This window comes from Sphingobium cupriresistens (assembly GCF_004152865.1).
Classification (GTDB): domain Bacteria; phylum Pseudomonadota; class Alphaproteobacteria; order Sphingomonadales; family Sphingomonadaceae; genus Sphingobium; species Sphingobium cupriresistens.
On record NZ_SEOO01000038.1, the window covers coordinates 1 to 18,343 of the forward strand.

General features: G+C 61.9%; 18 protein-coding genes and 1 pseudogene. 5 read left to right on the forward strand and 14 right to left on the reverse strand.

Features of this window, described 5'->3' with window-relative positions; genetic code table 11:
* The 4 genes and pseudogenes from EWH12_RS22320 to EWH12_RS17770 form a co-directional block, all read left to right on the forward strand.
* Positions 1-583 (forward strand): annotated as a pseudogene (locus EWH12_RS22320) (hypothetical protein); the annotation flags it as partial.
* A 72-nt stretch (positions 584-655) separates the two neighbouring features.
* Positions 656-3,310, forward strand: coding sequence for an alanine--tRNA ligase (alaS, locus tag EWH12_RS17760; protein ID WP_129927368.1), 2,655 nt, complete (start codon positions 656-658; stop codon positions 3,308-3,310).
* Between the two features lie 185 nt (positions 3,311-3,495).
* Entirely contained in the window at positions 3,496-4,326 is an 831-nt protein-coding gene (locus tag EWH12_RS17765) for a hypothetical protein (protein WP_207212432.1), read from the forward strand.
* Positions 4,327-4,389: 63 nt separating this feature from the next.
* Positions 4,390-5,334: a glutaminase gene (locus EWH12_RS17770; protein WP_129927370.1), complete on the forward strand. Its 945-nt coding sequence runs from the start codon at positions 4,390-4,392 to the stop codon at positions 5,332-5,334.
* On the opposite strand, the gene EWH12_RS17775 is transcribed toward EWH12_RS17770, so the two are convergent.
* The 5 genes from EWH12_RS17775 to EWH12_RS17800 form a co-directional block, all read right to left on the reverse strand.
* Positions 5,331-7,115: a cation:proton antiporter domain-containing protein gene (locus tag EWH12_RS17775; protein WP_129927371.1), complete on the reverse strand. Its 1,785-nt coding sequence runs from the start codon at positions 7,113-7,115 to the stop codon at positions 5,331-5,333. The two genes, EWH12_RS17770 and EWH12_RS17775, sit on opposite strands and share 4 nt — an antisense overlap.
* Before the next feature lie 734 nt (positions 7,116-7,849).
* The gene (locus EWH12_RS17785; RefSeq protein WP_129927373.1) at positions 7,850-9,511 is read right to left on the reverse strand and encodes a tetratricopeptide repeat protein; all 1,662 of its coding nucleotides are present in this window, start codon (positions 9,509-9,511) and stop codon (positions 7,850-7,852) included.
* A 42-nt stretch (positions 9,512-9,553) separates the two neighbouring features.
* Positions 9,554-10,636 carry a hypothetical protein gene (locus EWH12_RS17790; RefSeq protein WP_129927374.1) on the reverse strand — a complete coding sequence of 361 codons (1,083 nt, stop codon included), beginning with the start codon at positions 10,634-10,636 and terminating at the stop codon, positions 9,554-9,556.
* 112 nt (positions 10,637-10,748) lie between these two features.
* Positions 10,749-11,096, reverse strand: a complete 348-nt coding sequence (locus EWH12_RS17795) for a hypothetical protein (protein WP_129927375.1) — start codon at positions 11,094-11,096, stop codon at positions 10,749-10,751.
* A 12-nt stretch (positions 11,097-11,108) separates the two neighbouring features.
* A complete protein-coding gene (locus tag EWH12_RS17800; protein WP_129927376.1) occupies positions 11,109-11,402 on the reverse strand; it encodes a hypothetical protein in 294 nt (97 codons plus the stop codon).
* 185 nt (positions 11,403-11,587) lie between these two features.
* Here EWH12_RS17800 and EWH12_RS17805 point away from each other — a divergent pair, with 185 nt between their 5' ends.
* Positions 11,588-11,788, forward strand: coding sequence for a hypothetical protein (locus tag EWH12_RS17805; RefSeq protein WP_129927377.1), 201 nt, complete (start codon positions 11,588-11,590; stop codon positions 11,786-11,788).
* 10 nt (positions 11,789-11,798) lie between these two features.
* Here EWH12_RS17805 and EWH12_RS17810 read toward each other — a convergent pair whose 3' ends face one another.
* The 9 genes from EWH12_RS17810 to EWH12_RS17845 form a co-directional block, all read right to left on the reverse strand.
* A complete protein-coding gene (locus EWH12_RS17810) occupies positions 11,799-11,987 on the reverse strand; it encodes a hypothetical protein (RefSeq protein ID WP_129927378.1) in 189 nt (62 codons plus the stop codon).
* A 113-nt stretch (positions 11,988-12,100) separates the two neighbouring features.
* Positions 12,101-12,274: a hypothetical protein gene (locus tag EWH12_RS22325; RefSeq protein WP_207212433.1), complete on the reverse strand. Its 174-nt coding sequence runs from the start codon at positions 12,272-12,274 to the stop codon at positions 12,101-12,103.
* Positions 12,271-12,570 carry a hypothetical protein gene (locus tag EWH12_RS17815; protein WP_129927379.1) on the reverse strand — a complete coding sequence of 100 codons (300 nt, stop codon included), beginning with the start codon at positions 12,568-12,570 and terminating at the stop codon, positions 12,271-12,273. The genes EWH12_RS22325 and EWH12_RS17815 overlap by 4 nt, the downstream gene beginning before the upstream one ends.
* Entirely contained in the window at positions 12,567-13,148 is a 582-nt protein-coding gene (locus EWH12_RS17820) for a glycoside hydrolase family 19 protein (RefSeq protein WP_129927380.1), read from the reverse strand. Before EWH12_RS17820 ends, EWH12_RS17815 begins: the two co-directional genes overlap by 4 nt.
* A 1-nt stretch (position 13,149) precedes the next feature.
* Positions 13,150-13,581, reverse strand: a complete 432-nt coding sequence (locus EWH12_RS17825) for a hypothetical protein (protein ID WP_129927381.1) — start codon at positions 13,579-13,581, stop codon at positions 13,150-13,152.
* Positions 13,582-13,609: 28 nt separating this feature from the next.
* Complete coding sequence (locus tag EWH12_RS17830) at positions 13,610-14,320, reverse strand: hypothetical protein (protein ID WP_129927382.1); 711 nt, start codon at positions 14,318-14,320, stop codon at positions 13,610-13,612.
* Positions 14,321-14,349: 29 nt separating this feature from the next.
* A complete protein-coding gene (locus tag EWH12_RS17835; RefSeq protein ID WP_129927383.1) occupies positions 14,350-15,960 on the reverse strand; it encodes an FAD-dependent oxidoreductase in 1,611 nt (536 codons plus the stop codon).
* Positions 15,961-15,968: 8 nt separating this feature from the next.
* Positions 15,969-17,930, reverse strand: coding sequence for a right-handed parallel beta-helix repeat-containing protein (locus tag EWH12_RS17840; RefSeq protein ID WP_129927384.1), 1,962 nt, complete (start codon positions 17,928-17,930; stop codon positions 15,969-15,971).
* Complete coding sequence (locus tag EWH12_RS17845) at positions 17,927-18,283, reverse strand: hypothetical protein (RefSeq protein WP_129927385.1); 357 nt, start codon at positions 18,281-18,283, stop codon at positions 17,927-17,929. Before EWH12_RS17845 ends, EWH12_RS17840 begins: the two co-directional genes overlap by 4 nt.
* Between the last annotated feature and the right edge of the window lie 60 nt (positions 18,284-18,343).

Genomic DNA, 18,343 nt, shown 5'->3' on the forward strand with positions numbered 1-18,343 from the left:
GGCCATTCTGTCATCGGTCATCGTCTTCTTCTCCAGGTTCGAGTTCGCATCCGAACCCTACCAGAAGATCGACGGTGGCCACCCTCTCAGGGAAACCTTCCTACACCACCCCGTGGGACACGACCGCGCGCATCTGGTAGAGAACGCGCAGAAAAGTGCCAAGGGCGTTGAATGTTTTCTGGCCAAAAAAGGCGATATTCTGGTCTGGCATGCGGATCTTGCACATGGTGGTTCGGCGATCACCAACCCGCAATTGACGCGGCAAAGCTTGGTCGGACATTTTTGTCCGCAGACGACCGAACCCTATTTCTTCTCTACTCACCCGCATCTGGCGAAGGTGCGCTTCCATAAAGGGCTGGGTTATTGCAGCCAGCACTATAATTTTGCCGAAATGGACGCCGCAAATGTTGGCGGCGACAATGAAAGTGTAGAGGGTGATGACCCGTCGACCATGTCGGGAGATGTCGCCGGTTCGGTTAATCGGGAACCGCCAGCTCCTGTCCCGGCCGATGCTTTGAACTGGAAGCGTCGTCTAGCCAGGGGCTTTAGGCAGTTGGTGGGTGGAAGGGCAAGAGGAGGCTAGGTCGCAAAACTGTTGGCGGCGCGATGAAATCCCCCGCTTGTGCGGCGGGCCGCTTCCCACTAAATCGCCCCCATGACCTCGACCAACGACATTCGCCGCTCTTTCCTCGACTATTTCGGGGCCAACGGCCACACCATCGTTCCGTCCGCGCCGCTGGTGCCGCACAACGACCCGACGCTGATGTTCGTGAACGCCGGCATGGTGCCGTTCAAGAATGTCTTCACGGGTCTGGAAACGCGCCCCTACAAGACCGCGACGTCGAGCCAGAAATCGGTCCGCGCCGGTGGCAAGCATAACGACCTCGACAATGTCGGCTACACCGCGCGCCACCATACTTTCTTCGAAATGCTGGGCAATTTCAGCTTCGGCGACTATTTCAAGGAACAGGCGATCACCCACGCCTGGACCCTGCTGACCAAGGAATGGGGCCTGCCCGCGGACAGACTGACCGCGACCGTCTATCACACGGACGACGAGGCGTTCGACCTGTGGAAGAAGATCGCCGGCCTGCCCGACCATCGCATCATCCGCATCCCGACCAAGGATAATTTCTGGGCGATGGGTGACAGCGGCCCCTGCGGTCCCTGCTCGGAAATCTTCTACGACCATGGCGACCATATCTGGGGCGGCCCTCCCGGTTCGCCGGAGGAAGATGGCGACCGCTTCGTCGAGATCTGGAACCTCGTCTTCATGCAATATGAGCAGGAAGCCAACGAGATCGTCAGCGAACTGCCCAAGCCGTCGATCGACACCGGCATGGGTCTGGAGCGCATCGCCGCCGTCATGCAGGGCGTGCACAACAATTACGATACGGACACGTTCAAGGCGCTGATTGCGGAGTCCGGCGCGATCACCCGCACCGCGACGGATGGCGAATTTCAGGCCAGCCACCGCGTCATCGCCGATCATCTCCGCTCGACCAGCTTCCTGATCGCGGACGGCGTGCTGCCCGCCAATGAAGGCCGCGGCTATGTCCTGCGCCGCATCATGCGCCGCGCCATGCGCCATGCGCACATCATCGGCGCGAAAGACCCGCTCATGTATCGCCTCGTCTCCAGCCTCGTGTCGGAAATGGGCGGCGCCTATCCCGAACTCGTCCGCGCCCAGCCGCTGATCGAGGAAACCCTGCTGCGCGAGGAAACCCGTTTCCGCAAGACGCTGGAAAACGGCCTGCGCCTGCTCGATGAAGCGACCACCGGCCTTGCCGAAGGCGCGACGTTGCCGGGCGAAACCGCGTTCAAGCTCTACGACACCTACGGCTTCCCCTATGACCTGACCGAGGATGCGCTCCGCACTCAGGGGCTTTTGGTCGATCGCGCCGGCTTCGACGCCGCGATGGCGGAGCAGAAGGCCGCCGCCCGCGCCGCCTGGAAGGGCTCCGGGGAAAAGGCGTCGGACGAAATCTGGTACGACATCGCCGAAACTTTCGGCACGTCCGAGTTCGTCGGCTACGCCTCCACCCAGGGCGAAGGCGAAGTGCAGGCCATCGTCAAGGACGGCGTGCGCGTGGATAGCGCCACCGTCGGCGACACGGTCGCGATCATCACCAACCAGACGCCCTTCTATGGCGAAAGCGGAGGCCAGAATGGCGACGCGGGCACGATCGCCTCGCTTGGCGGTCTGTCCGCCGAAGTGGCCGACACGTCCAAGCCCTTGGGCCGCCTCCACGCCCATCAGGCGACGATCAACGCGGGCAGCGTCAAGGTGGGCGACACCGTCCAGTTGACCGTCGATGTCGAACGCCGCGACCGCATCCGTGCCAACCATAGCGCCACCCATTTGCTGCACGCAGCCCTGCGCAAGGAACTGGGCGGCCATGTGACGCAGAAGGGCAGCATGGTCGCGGCCGAGCGCCTGCGCTTCGATTTCTCGCATCCCGAAGCCCTGACCCATGCGCAGATTGCGAAGGTCGAAGCGGATGTGAACGCGCAGATCCGTCATAATGAGGAGGTCACGACCCGCCTCATGACGCCCGACGACGCGATCGGCGCGGGCGCGATGGCGCTGTTCGGCGAAAAATATGGCGATGAAGTCCGCGTCCTTTCCATGGGCAAGGGGGACGAGCATCATTATTCGGTCGAACTGTGCGGCGGCACCCATGTCCGCGCGACCGGCGACATCGCCCTGTTCAAGATCGTGTCGGAAAGCGCCGTGTCCAGCGGCGTCCGCCGGATAGAGGCGCTGACCGGCGAGGCCGCGCGCCTGTGGCTGGTCGATCGCGACGACAAGCTGCGCCAGTCGGCCGCCGCGCTCAAGACGTCGCCCGAAGATGTGCTGGCCCGCATCACCGCGCTGGTCGAACAGAGCCGAAAGCTGGAACGCGACCTCGCCGAAGCGAAGAAGGCGTTGGCCCTTGGCGGCGGATCGGGCGCAGCCCCGGCCGGTCCCGAACAGGTCGGTGCTGTCAGCTTCCTGGGCCAGGTCATCGACGGCCTCGATCCCAAGGAACTGCGCGGCATCGTGGACGGCAACAAGAAGGCTTTGGGTAGCGGCGTATCCGCAATCGTCGCAGTCGTCGAAGGCCGCGCCACCATCGCGGTCGGCGTGACCGACGATCTGACCGCCAGCATCAGCGCGGTCGATCTCGTCCGCGTCGGCGTCGAAGCGCTGGGCGGCAAGGGCGGCGGCGGCCGTCCCGATATGGCACAGGGCGGCGGCCCGTATGGGGACAAGGCGGCGGCGGCGATCGATGCGGTCAAGGAGGCGCTGGCCAAAGTTCCGGCCTGATCCGGGGCCGGTGGCGACTTTATCCCAATTCGTCATCCCAATGACGTCGTACATCAAATGAAGGGTGAGGCCGCCGAATATCATGGCCTCATGCTCTTGAATTATTTTCCGGTCCGCTTTTTTCTGTCATTGTCCTGACCTGTCGCATGAACCCTGTCTGGGTTTGTGTCTGGGGGGGAATTATTGTGGTTGCCATCATCTTGAGCGCATCGATCGTCGCCGCGATCGGGCTGCAAGCCGCGCCGTCCGTATCGACCGTCGATCTGTTCTGCCGTGGGCGGGGCGATCGCTTCGTCACCACCCAGATTAAGGTGCGACAGTCCGACGGCACGATGAAGAATCAGTCCAACAGCCGTCGCGTGCCCTTTGACGACGCCATTCGGATCAAGGTCGCGGGCGATAGCGGCGAAGCGCTGATCCCCGACGCGATGTTGGGTGACGATGACCAGCGCGGCTGGCACGAAATCAAGAAGCTGGAAGTGACGCCGTCGATGATCGCCGGCAAAGTCTATTTCGGTTGGTTGTTCAGTCCGGTCATGTCGCTCAACCGTGAAACCGGCACCCTGCGCATCACCGGCTCGCTGGCGAATTTCTCCGGCAGTTGCACGCCTTATACCGGCCAGTCCATGGCGCGGGTGGCCGGTAGTGCCCCCATGCCCGCCGGCGGGGATGCCCGCGCCAGCGCCCGCGCCGCGGCAGAGCGGGCTGGGAGCCGCGATGCGGCGCGCAGCGCGGCGGTCAAGGCTGACCTTGCCTTCCGCCTGTTCAACGCCAGCAGCGAATCGATCGTCGAATTCGCCATGATGGGCGCTTCGGGCACGCCCAGCGCCAACTGGTTCCGCACCAGCGGGCCGCTCGCCGCCAATCTGTTCCGCCAGATGAATTTCTCCACTGGCACGACCTGCACCCACACCGTTCGCGTCACCTTCGCCGGCGGTGGCCGCACGACGCGGCCGATCAATTTTTGCGGCAAGAATATCCTTTATGTCAGCAATGATGATATCTGGATCGAATGACGATCGCTAAGGGCTGACCGGCGCGCAACGCCCGCAGGCGCTGCGGCTGGACTGGGGACAAGCATGAAGCCGTCGCTTTCGACCATCATCGCCGATATCGTCGCACAGATGGGTGAAGCGACCGATCGTGGCAAGGTCGCTGACTATATTCCCGAACTGGCCAAGGTCGATCCCGCCCGATTTGCGATCGCCATCGCCACTGCGGATGGCGATTTGCTGACGGGCGGCGACGCCGACACCGGCTTTTCGATCCAGTCGGTGTCCAAGGTGTTCGCCCTGACCCTGGCGCTGGGCAAGGTCGGCGACCAGCTCTGGGAACGGGTCGGGCGGGAACCGTCTGGCAACGCCTTCAACTCCATCGTCCAGTTGGAACGGGAGCAGGGCATCCCGCGCAATCCCTTCATCAACGCCGGTGCCATCGTCGTGTCCGACGTCAATCTGGGCGGGCACCAGCCCCGCGTCGCCATCGGCGAGATGCTGCGCTTCGTGCGTTATCTCAGCGGCGACGACAGCGTCGCCATCAACGAGGATGTCGCGGCGTCCGAAACCGCCACCGGCTATCGCAACATGGCGCTCGCCAATTATATGCGCGCCTTCTCCAATGTCCGCCATCCTGTCGATCTGGTGCTCGGCAGCTATGTCCACCAATGCGCGATCGAGATGAGCTGTCGTCAACTGGCGCTGGCGGGCCGTTATCTGATGCTCGACGGCCGACACCCGGACGGGGGCAGGGTGGTTTCGCCCAGCCGCGCGCGGCGCATCAACGCGCTGATGCTGACCTGCGGCCACTATGATGCATCAGGCGACTTCGCCTTCCGCGTCGGCATCCCAGGAAAATCGGGCGTGGGCGGCGGTATTCTGGCCATCGTGCCGGGCCGCGCATCGATCGCGGTCTGGTCGCCGGGCCTGAACGAAAACGGCAATAGCTGCCTTGGCACCCAGGCGCTGGAACTCTTGGCGCGGCGCACCGGCTGGTCGGTCTTCAGCCCGCCGGAGGAGGGGGATTAGCCCACCTCGTCCGGTCGCAGCCGCCGCAGCTTGGGCGCGGTTTCCATCTGCGCCGCTTCCTTGATGCCGACGCGCAGATCCTCGCGCGTCTGGTGGATCGATGCGATCACCGGCCCCATGGCGACGCCCAGGTCAACCAGCGCCGTCTCGGCCAGTTGCAGCGAACTCTCCAGCGTTTCGGGCACCGCGTCGCTCGCCCCGGCCTTGTAGAGTTGTGCGGCATGATCGGTGTCGCGCGCGCGCGCGATGATCGGCAGGTCGGGCACCCATCCGCGCACTCGCTTGGTGACGCGGACCGACAGGACCGGATCGTCCATCGTCAGGATCAGCGCGCGGGCATGGCCCAGCCGCAGCCGGTCGAGCATCTCCACCCGCGCCACGTCGCCGAACAGGATCGGATAGCCCAGCCGCCGCGCCTCCGCGACCACATCGGGGTCGGATTCGACCACGACGAAACGCTGCTTGTGCGCCTTGAGCAAGTCGCACACCATGCGGCCCACACGGCCGAAGCCGATGACGACCGCCGCCGCCTCGACATGATCCTCGGTCGCCTCGATCCGCTCCTCGCCGATCGCCATTTCCAGCCGCCGGGCGACGTCATGACCGATGCGCGCCAGCAGCGGCGTGATGGTCAGGCCGATGGCGGTCACGATCTGCCAGAAGGCGGCGGTGGACGGCAGGATCAATTGCGCCGCCGCGGCCGTCGACAACACGATCAGCGTGGTTTCCGACGGGCTGGACATCAGCACCCCGACCTCCAGCGCCACGCCCTTGCGCACGCCGGACAGATAGAGCAGCGCCGATGTCACCACCGTCTTGGCCAGCACCACGCCCATCACGGCGAGCAGCAGGCTGGGCCAGTTGGCCAGGATGACGCGGATGTCGAGGCTCATGCCCACGGTAATCAGGAACACGCCCAGCGCCAGGCCCTTGAAGGGGGCGGTCATCACCTCGACTTCGCTATGATAGTCGGTTTCGGCGATCAATATGCCGGCGAGCAGCGCGCCGACGATCGGGGAGAGGCCCGCTATCGAGGTGGCGAGGCTGGAGACGATCACGACCAGCAGACTGGCCGCCAGGAACACCTCCGGGCTTTTCGTCCGCGCCGCCTGGCTGAAGATATGGGGCAGGACCAACCGGCCCAGCACCAACATCACTGCGATGGTGATGCCGCCCTTCATCAGCGCATTGGCCATCTCGCTCCATGCGCCGTCGGGGCTGGCGGCCACGGATGGGGCGAGCGCGCCCAGCATGAAGATGATCGGGACCAACGCCAGATCTTCAAACAGCAGCATGGAGAAGGCCGCGCGACCGACCGCGCTCTGCGTACCGACCATCGGCAGCACGACCGCCGTGGACGACAGCGCCAGCGCCAGGCCCAGGCCGATCGCGCCGGCGGTCGGCTGTCCCAGCAGATAGAGGCCGGTCGCGATCAAAAGCGCCCCGCCGATCAGTTCGGTCGCGCCTACGCCGAACACCTGCGCGCGCATCGTCCATAATCGCCGGAAACTCAGTTCCAGGCCGATCGAGAAAAGCAATAATATGACGCCCAGTTCGGCGAAAGGCTCGATCGCCTCGCCGTCCGAGATGGTGACATGGTAGAGCCAGGGATATTGGCTGACCAGCGATCCCAGCCCCGCCGGACCGACCGCCAGGCCGACCAGGATGAACCCGATGACAGGGCTGATGCGCAATCGCGCGAAGCCGGGGATGACGAGCCCCGCCGCCCCCAGGATGACGAGAGAGTCGCTGAAACTATTGGGATTGATCGCACCGGCCATGCCGCCATCCTTACGGGTGCGGGCCGCAATATCCAGTCTTTTGGTTGAAAAAACCGATTATCGAGGATGGTGCGGACGGCGGGACTTGAACCCGCATTTCCAGGGGAAGGCGGATTTTAAGTCCGCATTTTACCCCTATTTATCATGCCTTATTCCGACAGGTTCTCCTTTTGTTGCCTTATTTGATATCAATTGGTTACCGATTTTGTCGGAATGGCGAGGGTCCGCTGCGCGCGTCCGCCTTCCTTGCTTTGCGGCAGGGAAAATATCGCAATATTCGTCCCGCGGCGGGCGGGGCGGCACGACCAGTTTCGGCTGGGCGCGCGGCGCACGCAGGACCGGGGCCGATCCGTCGGCGGTCGCCGCGATGACGCAGCCCCAGGTGTCGGCGCTCTGGAAGATGGCCCGGCCGATGGAGGCAAGCCCAGGCATCTGGGCAAGGTCATCGGGGCCGACATAGCCCAGCTGCACGCCGCGCTCCGAATAGACGCCCACCGATCGCTTGCCACCAGCCGGCCCGCGCAGGCGCCTGAACGTCAGAGGGTCGCCCGGCCGGCACTGCGCGATCTCTGCGCGCCGCTCTGCACCCCGGTGATTCGGATAGTCGGCGCCCTCGATGGCGAGCAGGGTGGAGCCTGAGAACATGACGGGAACATAAGCCTTCGCGCGGCTGGTCGCAATGGCAGGTTGAGGCATTGCGCCGCCACGGCTATCGCATAGTTGGTCCCGGCGGTTCATTTCGTTGGTGGTTCGCCGGGGCCACCTTCATCGCCGTCGTGATTTCTGCCTAATTCCATTTCTCTCGCGACGCTTTCCCTCATTCTGGCAGCGAGAACATTCTGGGGTGCCTTTTCTAATGCTTGGTCTAGCAGGGCCAGCGCGTCAGCCAAACTACCCATACGTCGCAGGCATCGGGCACTGCCTACCAAACTTGCACTCCACGCCGGACTGGTCGGCGCGATCGCGTCGGTCAGGCGCTCGAACCAACGCAGCGCACCATCGTAGTCACCGACATTTTCCAGCCGGACTGCGAGGAACTGGGCGGCGGCGCCGGGCACGGCCTCGCGTTCGGCGACCCGGCGTGCGAACATCACGGCCTTAGTGTCGTCGCCGAAGGCAGCCCACGTCTTTGCCACTTCAAGATTGAAGGGATGCCAGCCGCCAAGCAAAACTGATACCTCTCGCAGCAGCGCTGTCCCGGCATTGGCGTCTCCGGCCGCGCGGAGCAAGATCGCCTTGGCGATTTTCGCGAGCGAGACAGTATCAAGCGCGCCTGACCATTCCAGGAGCCTAACCGCGGACCGCACACGATAAGACTTCAGAGGGTCTGCGGGTGCATAGCGGCGAAGAGTGTTGTTGACCTTTGCAATTTCAGTAATGTCAGGGATGTCCTCGTTGCCGATCCATCCATCCAGCAGATCCGCTGCCTCGGAGACGAAGTCATGCTCGATGAGCAAGGGCGCGCGATCACGCATACGTGCGATAAGACCTACATCGCCGTCGACAATTGCGCCGTTTATAAACGCAAGGAATGCCCGACACATAAGGTTCGGTTCGCCGGCCTGAAGAGCGGCATTCATAAAAGCAAGTGCGATTCCTGGCTGCTGTTGCGGGATTACATTAATCGCGAGCGCGAGGACTTTTTGTACCGACTTCCCGCTCCTTTGAAGGTACGCGATCATATTGTAAAAATATTCGGCACTGTCGCGTCGTCGGCTACGAATTTCTCTGCGCATGACAGCCGGATCTGGGTCCGCATCGATCGCCATTGTCCCAACGGCGTAATCAAGGCCCATTTGCTTTAGCGCCACGATCAGACCGTGCCCGCCAAAAGGACTGACAATGCGTTCGATCGGCCGCACCGCTTCGAACAAGGGTATGTGCCTTGCGTCTGGATTGGCAGGATCGAACAGGATAAACACTTTGCCAGATTGCATGATCCTCCCTGCCATCGCGGGCCTGACAAAACCCCCTCGATCTATGATCCGGGGGACATTCGCGGCCCAACGCTTTTCCAGCGGCGCTTCACCGGGTTCGATGGAAAATTGTGGTGCGATCGCTACAACGCAATCAGGTTGAACGGCTCCGGAAAAAAAGAGCGCCCCATAGCCCCCCATGCTGCTGCCGTAATGCACCACACGCGGGAATTTGGAGGCAAAGTTGTGCAGGGCAGCGCCAGCTTCATCAACAGCCCCAATCTGCCACCAATCGGGAGACATGCAAGTGACGGCAATGTGATTAATTCTGTGCTGCTGAAAGAGAGTCCCGCCAAAAGCCTCCCGCGTTGGCGCTGCGGGAGTGAACGTGATGATCAGCGGACGGGAGGTATCGTAGATGATCGCCGACACATGGAGATGCGGCGATGTCCAGATGTCCTCGCATACTGGCAGGCGCATCAGCATCTCCTTCGGCGATAAAAACCCGCTTGGCCTTTCCCGTTACGCCGTCTGTAGCGATACCAGCCAATCTTGGTAGACCGCATTTTTAGGGGCGATGGATAAGGCAGTTTGCGCATATTCTAACGCCTCCCCAAGCCGATGCTGGCGGCGCATCAGCCTGCTAAGTTGATACGGAGCATGGGGCAGGTTCGGCCTGACTGTCCGAAGATGAAAAAGAACCTGCTCTGCCGACGCAAAATCAGCATTTTTCTCATGAAGGGCAGCTATTTCGAGATAGGCGGAGGCGTCGTCCTCTGCCATCGTTTCAGCTTTGGCCAGGCACCAACGGCGAACCTCGGCTCTTCGGCCGCCAGCGCAGCGAGCCATTTCTAGATAGTAATGCGCGATGTCGCGCCGCTTCCGAACACTGCGATGAAAGGCATCGGCGTTGAACGTGTCGTTCAAGATGTCGATGAATAGTCCTTTCAACAACCCCATTTTAGTCAGCCAAACTGCGGTGGAATGGCCGACCATAGGAACCTTCAACAGCACCATTCCAGACGCCGGCAGCCGCTCCACATGCCGGCGATCCAGCATAAAAAAGGGATCATAGGTCACATAGACCTTTCCGGTTCGCTCGACCGTTGTGGCTCCATCATTGAAATCGCCGTCCCAATCCTGTTCCTGCCCAACTTTAAAGCGCGGTTCCCAAGGGACGATACGCGTATCTAAAGTGGTTTGCGGATTGAGTGAGATGACATCGGCCGATGGGAGTGCCTGCGAGAAGACCAGTCCAGCGTAGGCGCCCATAGATGTGCCGTAGAAGATGACGCGATCAAAGCTAGCCGCAAGGTCGCTGAACTCGGCTGATCGAAAATAGCGGTGGAGTTCCTCTCCCCGATACCAGTCAGCGGTCGCTGGCTTCACGCCAAGGACGGAAACACCTTGGGATCGAACGAAGTTAAATGCCCAGGGTTCGTCCATCTGGATCGTGCGCGGATTCACCATGCCAAAGGCAAAGAACGTGATAACAAGCACATTGCTGCGCTCGCCGTTACCCCTGATCAAATCTAGATAGTAGCGATCCCCAAGGCTTTTCTGCGAAAACTCAATGCCGCTGGCATAGCGGTTTGGCAGAAACATAACCTTGTTCTCCGGCCCCACCTGGCCCCTGCCAAGATGGGAAAACAGCTAGATAACAGGCGGCGGCAATGCAAGCAGATCATGATTAAGTCTGTGACATTGGCACGCCCGATTATTTCAGGCCATTTTCCGATACACTTCCGGACGCCCCAATTTTTGACATGATAGGGATCGTCTTGCGTCTAAATACGAATAGGCTGTGCGGCCCAAAAAGCTTCATTTCCAACGGCAGATAATCTCGCGTCTCGAACAGAGCTATCACTTCGGAGATTTTCAGGTCGTTGACCCAGCCGCCCCGACGGCGTGCCGGCACCCGGTCCGGCGCATTGTTGGTGCCGGCATAGCTGCAGACCACGACATGATAAACGTTCGACACCGCATCAAGCAGCCGATCGAGGTCGATGACATATTCCAGTGCGCCGCTGAAGAAGGCGGCATTGGCGCGCGGAAGGGGCGGCAATTCAAGCGCGTTCTAGTCCATCACCACGGTATCAGGGCTGCGGGACACGATATCGAGCGGAATATATTTGAATTCCGGCGGCAGCATCGCGCGTAGCGCCATCGCTCCACAGCCGAAATCGACAACTGACTTCACAAAGTCGGGAATCATCTTTCGCATTGCGGCCGTGCGTTCGTCCCACTGAGGCGGGAACACATTGTCCCTCGACCACCGCGCGAAGTCGGACTCTCCTTTTATGCGCTGAGCCTCAACATAATCTGCATATATCGCCATCTCGTCGGCGCTAGGCTTGTGGCCGTCCGCCATGCGTTGCAGAATTTCATTGTACGAAGGGGCATTAGGCATAGGTTTGGACCTATACATGCGGCAGATACTTGTCCAGCTACCAGGAAAGTCGATCGGCTATGGCCCATATATGCGGCGCAGTAGCGCGGCACTAAAGCGCTGCGGCAGCGTTCAGCATGTCACCCTCCCAGCAAATTGGATTTCCCATGCCAGAAGATCTGAATGACGCCTTGGAACGCTTTCAAATATTTGTTGGCCGCTTTGGTCTCGATGACGTCATCGATGAAGATAGCGGCTTTACCCACAACGACGCCATGCTGTTGGCAGGTGAGATCGAAATGGCGATACAAACGCGCGGCATGGGTGCCGGCGGCCAAGATCCGGATACGGATGGCCTGCTGATTTAACCTCTGGCGGTCACCCTCCCACCAGATAGATCGCCAATGCGCCGATCAGCAGTGCCGCTACGCACGTGAGCAAGATGGGAATGGAAGCCGCGCCACCGCGAGGGCTTCTATTTCTTCGCGCCTGGTCGCGGACTATGCCGACAAGCAGCATGAGCGCGATGGCGACAAGGATCAGCTCAGGATGACGATAATAGTTCATCCATTGGGCTTACAAAATGGCCACGTCCACATCAATGCAACATAGGGCACGCCCCGGGGCGGAGTTGCGCGCCATCATCGAACTTATTGTGAAAAAAAGCTAGCGGAGCAAGGCTAGCCTGCTCTATCGCCGCCCTGATCCTGCTGCACACCTTCATCGCGGCGCGCGGCAGGATCGCCTTTGATGGCCCGCACCAGAGCGCGCGCGGCAGTGACGATATAGCCCAAACCCTCGATCAGCATCCCGACCTTGCCAGCGCCGCGCGCGATCTTGCCCAGGCCCATCACTTCTTCTCTTCTGCAATCGGCGGGCTATTTTCCGCCTGGCGCTGGACCAGCGCCGCGTTGCGATCGGCCAATTCCCCGCCGCCCTTGGTCGCCTGATATGCCCAGCCGACAGGGCCATTGACCCAGCCAGTGACGATCAGCGCCGTGGCCAAGATCAGGAAGGCATCGCTTTCGAGCAGCGCCTTATCGGCCGCCACCATGCCCAGGATGAACACGACCAGCGCAAAGCAGCCAAGGCCGATCCAGCCCCGGCCGTCGCGTGGCGTCACGAATTTGATTGTGACCCAAGGTTTCATGCGACCAGCCCCTTCATAGCCACCAGCCGCGACTTGCGATCAGCCAGGCCATTAAGGCCGCCGTTGATCTTGCGGGTGATGTCCTCCAGCAGATCCTTGTCGGCCAGCCCGTTTAGATTACGGTTGGACCAGTAGGCGCACGCCAGATGCATCCCGATAGATGGATATGCGGCAATCTCAGGCCGCCGCTCCAGATCAATACCGATCTGCCGGCCGAAGAAGCGGTAGTTCGCGCGGCCTGTTATTTGGATAGGCCCGCGGCCCTTGAACCGCGCGCCGTCGCCGGACTGCGTGTTGCCCAGATCAGCGCGCCCCTCATATGCGGAACCGCTCGCGATTTCCTCCATATATTTGAAGGAGCCGCTTTCATGTCCGACCTGGGCGAGAAAGTGGGCCAGGCGTTGCGCGCTGTCCATGATGCCATAGGCAGGCAGATGCACCGCTGCGCCGATCGCGAGTTCTTCCGCGCGGTCCTGCGCGGCGCCTAGCTTTCGCAACAAGGCGGTGAAGGACTTCACGCCGAACGCGCCATCTTGGGCGACGCCGATGCGGCCTTGCAGATTGGTGATCCAGGTCATGTCATTCGCCTCCCGAAGCGGCAATTTCGGCCGCGTGAATGGCAGCGGCCTCGGCGGCCTCGGCCTTAAGTTGCGCCTCACGCATCACTCGCACCTTGCCGACGACTTCGACAGTTTTCTCGGGCGCCGTTTCAAGGATCATCAGCACGGCGTCGAGGCACTGGTTGAGGTTGCGGATTTTGTGGCGATCAAGCGCGCGCTCTGCGGCGTGGATCGCGTCTTTATGCTCAAGCTTCTTTTCGAGAATCTCGACGCGGGCCATCAGGTCTGTGCGCAACTTATCTTCCGCGTCTGTGGTTTGTTTTTTCCAGGGCCCAATCATCCGAACCAGCACGCCCAAGGCGCTGAGCAGGACGAGAAACGTCGCCCACGCGCCAGCAGCGGTCCAACTGAACCCATGCGCTGATACCGCGATTGGGACTGGATCGGTCATCAGGGTTCGCCTTGTGACATCTGCTCCATCACAGCGTCTCTTCGGTCCACACCACCCCGACAGAGGCGGTGAACCCTGCCGGTAGCGCTGCGCCGCCAAAGCCCAGCACCAGCGTCTCGCCAGGATTGAGAACGATGCCCGCGATGGGGACGCCGCCGAACAACCCCGCTATCGAGCTGCCGGTGTTCGAGGTGGCGATGAGCGTCGGCGTCGACGTCGCTGCGCTGATCATTACCCGAACCTCACCTAAACTCCGGTCGAGCGTACCAGTCGTCGGCGCTGCGGTGTAAAGCCGGACCACGGCCGACGACGCTGTGTCTGCGGTGTTGCGCTTGACCGCGCTGAGGGTGGTCGATGTGCCGCCGCTGTTGGCGGTCGCTCGCGTCAGATACTGAAAATTCGCAAGCACGCCGGTCGTCACATTGGCGATCATGCGCATGTCGCGGATGGTCAGGCGTTTGCCTGTGGGCGCCGTGATGGTGAGCATGTCCGTCGGAGTGGCATAGGCCCCGTAACCGGTCGCGGTCGCCACATAGACCGGGAGAGATTCGAGCGGCGTGACGGGCATCGGAACTGCCGGAGATACAGCCGCGCAGCCGCCCCCGGTTTTCACGACGCACGGCGCCTGCATCGGTGCGAAGCCCGCAGGAGCCTGCACGCTCGGCGTAGTCTGGGCAAGGAGAGTGGGCGCGAAAAGGAACGCCATGGCGCAGGCCAAGCGGAAAAGCATATGCATCATCGGTCTCCTGAAGGATCGACGGCGTAGGATCAGCCCACGCCATCCTCATTGTCGTCGTCTTCGTCGTCTGGATTGTCGGGATCGTCTGGATTGTCTGGATCTTCGTCAGGCGTCGGCAGCGGAACGGTGGGGACGAAGGTGACCACTTGGCCCAGCGCAACAAGCACGGCCTGAAGGCTGCCTGCCGTCGTGGACGGGCCGATCACCAGGTCGTCAAGCGCGGTCGCCGTCTTGACCGCGAGGCCGGCAGCGACACCGCAGGCCGCGCCGATCCGCCCAGCAGCGGGCTCCATGCGATAGCTGTACATCACCACGGCGGTGATGCTGATCGCGCAGCAGCACAGAAGGTTGACGACCTCGACCGCTTTGGGCCGACAACATTTGAACGGGATCTGATACGGATCGACCGTCAGCTTGAGTTTGCCCGCTGTGGTCCGCCCGACCGTCGAAGCGCCGTCCTGCCGAAGCTTGCCGGACGAGGCCTCGACATAATAGCGGGGCGAATGGCAATCTGTCGAATAGGAGGCCATCCCGACCGACGTGCTGGGAAAGCCGAGCGGGGTCGCCTTGACCTGATTGTAGTTAAGGACGCTCTGCCCGTCGATCCGCGCCCAGTCGCGAACATAGGCCATGCGCGGCCAGCGGCCGTTGTCGATGAACTCGTCGGTCGCCAGATACCATTCGCGCGCCTTCTTCTGTGCGCGAGCAGGGACGCTGGGGTCTTTCTGCAGGAAATAGATATAGCCCTGCTGATAGGCGCGCAGCTTCGCGGTGATCACGGCCCGCTGTTCCGGCGTGGCCTGGTTCCATACCCAACTGTCAACTATCCGCGCGTCGAAATTCCAGTCTGTCTTCCCGTAGCTGCAATTGCCCGGCACGATCGGATTGGAATATTCATTGAGGCCCTGCGTCAGGAAGGCGAAGAGCGCAGGATCATAGCCCGGCGGCTGCGGGATGCCGATGCGCAAACCCGGCCGTTTGGTCAGCGGCACCCGGAACGCCATCGGCTGCTGCGCATCGGGGTCGGCCTGTCCTGGCGTCAGGCCAGGATCGGGAACCAGCCCCTCAAACAGCACGCCGGGCGAGACGTAAGGGTTGACCTCCTGCGGCCCCGCCGGATCGGGGAAGAAGCCGGCCAGTTCCTCGCCGAACTCGCTGGCGGCCTCCCGCCCTATGCGCATCGTGACGCCGGCCATGCGGGCAAGGTCGCCCTCATAGGTGCCGTCGATAAACTGGGCGGCGGCATAGACATTGCCCGCCGTGTCGGTGATGGATGCGATCGTCGTCCCGGTTTTCTGGACGCTGGCCAGGGTGCGGCTCGAAAACTGGGCGACGGAACGGCTCGCCATCATGTCGCGCAACACCCGCTCGGCCAGACGCGGCTCCAGCCGTGTTGCCGAACCCGCGCCGGAAAGCTGGCCGATCCGCTGGAGGAATTCACCCATCAGATAGCCGTTCAGCTTGGTGCCGTAGCGCCCCATGTCGATGGCGCTGAGGCCATTGACCGACATGCCGCCCATGTGCCCCTCGGGACTGACGATCGCCGTCCTCACCCCCTGCTGCGCCGCGGCGACCGCCGCCAGAACGCCGGGTAGGCTGTTGGAATAGACTACGACGTCATAGGTTACGGAAAACGCCATGATCTACCTCACACGAAAGCTGGCCCGGCGGTGCCGGGGATGTTGCAGTTCTTGATGACGGTCAGCTTGTTCGTGGTCCCCGCGCCCCCCGCAGTGGTCTGGTCGCGATAGCCCGCCGCGTTCACCACATTGTCGCAGTTGACGTTTTCCACGACGATGTTGCGGTGGTTCGTCCCGCGAATATCGACGCCATAGACGTGCGCACCGGGTGCCGCAGCGCCGGACGTGACGATCGTTCCATCAGGGCTGGGACCGCACGAGCCGCCGATGATGGTGATGTTGTTGGCACCGTTTTCGATGCCGATCCCGCCATACACGCCATTCGACTGGTTATTGTCGGCGCACATCGGATCGATGATCGTGCAACGCCTCATCGTGGTGCTGTTGATGTTGATGCCGTCGCGGGCTGCACGATGGCACCGCGGCGAATTGATCGTCAGGCCGCCAGCCGTCGCGGTGGTGTAAATGCCGTTGCGCCCATTTCCATCAGTCACCGGATGGTCGAGATAGATATCGACGCCGTTGGCGATCAGATAGCCCGACATGGTCGTGTTGATGGATCGGACGTCGCGGATCGTGATCCGGCGCGGGTCGCGCGTGATGTCGCCGCTGGTGTTGCGCGTGTAGATGGACTGCACGCCGCCCGAGAGATTGCCGCCATTTATGCGGATATCCTCGCAATCATGGTCGATCTCGACCAGGGCATAAGTGGTGGTCGAACTTGCGCCCCAAAGCCGGGCGATCTCTATATCCTTGACCTTCGCCGTGGGGCTGTTGCCCGCGGCGTAGAAGGCGCGGCCCATGCAGCCCTCGCCCAGCTTGACGTCGCCAAAGCTGATATTCTCATTGCCGCCGGAAAGGAAAATGCCGGTCGGACAGTTTTCCAGCAAAACGCCGCCGTCGAAATGCACATTCTTGACGTTGTCGCCGAACAGGATAGCTTTGAGCGCCGGATCGGTCGGTGGCACCAGATAGCGCAGGCGCAGCAGGCCGCCGACGAATCGCATATTCTGCTGGCAATTTAGCAGGTTGCTGCCCGGATTGGTCTGGATGATCGAGACGCCACCCGACCCTTCATGGCCATAGACGATCCAGGTCGTGTTCGCCATGTCGGCCGCGCCGAGCGTGTTGCCGATATAGACTTCGGGGACATCGATCAGCACCGTACGGTGCCGGCGCGATGCGGCGTAGAAGGCACTGCGCATGTCATAGGGACTGGACGGGTCGATATAGCTGCCCAGCCGCCCGACATCACCCTGCATCAAATCATTGATGTCGCGATCGATCAGACAGGAGGGGTGGGCCTTGAGCCGTGGAAGGTCTGCCGGGACCAGATAACGCACTTCCGGCGCGCGCGCCTTGTTCGTCGGATTGGGTGGGCCTGCAAGGAACGTGTTGGGATCGTAGATCTGCGGTGCGTTCGCCCTGACCCAGGTAAGCTCGTCGGTGCCCAGCAGCGCCCTGACGGGATCTACCACTTTCCAAAGCTGCCCGGCATAGCGCGCGCCGTCGGTGATCTTGACGCTGAATTCCAGCGGCAGATTGGTCGCGTCTTCATATCCGGGCGCGGGGACCAGATTATGATCCGCATTGTAGAGCATGAGCCTGTTGCGGCGCGGGTCGGTCTGGTTCACCAGCAGCACCCGGTCGCCAACGACCGCGGGGATTTGGGAGCCGTCAGGATACCAGTTGCCGTTGGTGTTGCGGCTGATCGACCCGATATTGTTGGGGACTAGAAAGCGCGCCTCTTCCTCGACCACCAGAACCGCTTCAGCGGCGTCTGCCGCCATGTCCCTAAAGAATTCCACCATCGCCGGAATCGATGCTTCAGGGATATAGGGTTCGCCCGTGTCCGGATTTTCGGTGTCCGCCATCCCCTGCCACGCCGATGCGCCAGGCGGGCCAACGACCGCCAGCACCTTGCCGACGCCATAATAGGGCGCGCCACCCCATTTGAGGTAGATCGTCATTCTTCGGGCCTCCGGGTGACGGGTTCGGTGATTTTGATGGCGGCAGGCTGTCCGATGGTGACGGCTCCGCCGACCGTCAGGCGCACGTCGAAAACATAATAGCCAAGGGGCAGGGCGGATGACCGATCGGCTTCGACCGTGACGAACCAGCCCGCATTGTCACCGCGCGCTTCGATCGTGCAGGCCAGTTGCTTGGGCATGTCCTCGGTGACGTCGGCAGGCTTATAGTCCGCAAAGCGCAGATCGGCCTCGATCAGGTCGATGTCCGCCATCGTCTCCCCGTCATCGGCGTCAAAATCGATCGGCACCCGGATCGTGGAACCGCGCGGGAATTCGTAAATGGTCTCGATCATGTCCGGCCCCCGCGCACGCACGTCGGGGCGCCAGCCAGCTTGGCCGGTCGCATCATCTCT

Bases quoted from the DNA above. Each gene is read 5' to 3' on its own strand.
- EWH12_RS17805 (WP_129927377.1), top strand. From the start codon at position 11,588: ATGCCAGAAGATCTGAATGACGCCTTGGAACGCTTTCAAATATTTGTT.
- EWH12_RS17825 (WP_129927381.1), bottom strand. From the start codon at position 13,581: ATGACCGATCCAGTCCCAATCGCGGTATCAGCGCATGGGTTCAGTTGG.
- EWH12_RS17775 (WP_129927371.1), bottom strand. From the start codon at position 7,115: ATGGCCGGTGCGATCAATCCCAATAGTTTCAGCGACTCTCTCGTCATC.
- EWH12_RS17785 (WP_129927373.1), bottom strand. From the start codon at position 9,511: ATGCGCCTGCCAGTATGCGAGGACATCTGGACATCGCCGCATCTCCAT.
- EWH12_RS17810 (WP_129927378.1), bottom strand. From the start codon at position 11,987: ATGAACTATTATCGTCATCCTGAGCTGATCCTTGTCGCCATCGCGCTC.
- EWH12_RS17770 (WP_129927370.1), top strand. From the start codon at position 4,390: ATGAAGCCGTCGCTTTCGACCATCATCGCCGATATCGTCGCACAGATG.
- EWH12_RS17820 (WP_129927380.1), bottom strand. From the start codon at position 13,148: ATGACCTGGATCACCAATCTGCAAGGCCGCATCGGCGTCGCCCAAGAT.
- alaS (WP_129927368.1), top strand. From the start codon at position 656: ATGACCTCGACCAACGACATTCGCCGCTCTTTCCTCGACTATTTCGGG.
- EWH12_RS17790 (WP_129927374.1), bottom strand. From the start codon at position 10,636: ATGTTTCTGCCAAACCGCTATGCCAGCGGCATTGAGTTTTCGCAGAAA.
- EWH12_RS17815 (WP_129927379.1), bottom strand. From the start codon at position 12,570: ATGAAACCTTGGGTCACAATCAAATTCGTGACGCCACGCGACGGCCGG.
- EWH12_RS17835 (WP_129927383.1), bottom strand. From the start codon at position 15,960: ATGGCGTTTTCCGTAACCTATGACGTCGTAGTCTATTCCAACAGCCTA.
- EWH12_RS17840 (WP_129927384.1), bottom strand. From the start codon at position 17,930: ATGACGATCTACCTCAAATGGGGTGGCGCGCCCTATTATGGCGTCGGC.
- EWH12_RS17845 (WP_129927385.1), bottom strand. From the start codon at position 18,283: ATGATCGAGACCATTTACGAATTCCCGCGCGGTTCCACGATCCGGGTG.
- EWH12_RS17830 (WP_129927382.1), bottom strand. From the start codon at position 14,320: ATGATGCATATGCTTTTCCGCTTGGCCTGCGCCATGGCGTTCCTTTTC.
- EWH12_RS17800 (WP_129927376.1), bottom strand. From the start codon at position 11,402: ATGGCGGACGGCCACAAGCCTAGCGCCGACGAGATGGCGATATATGCA.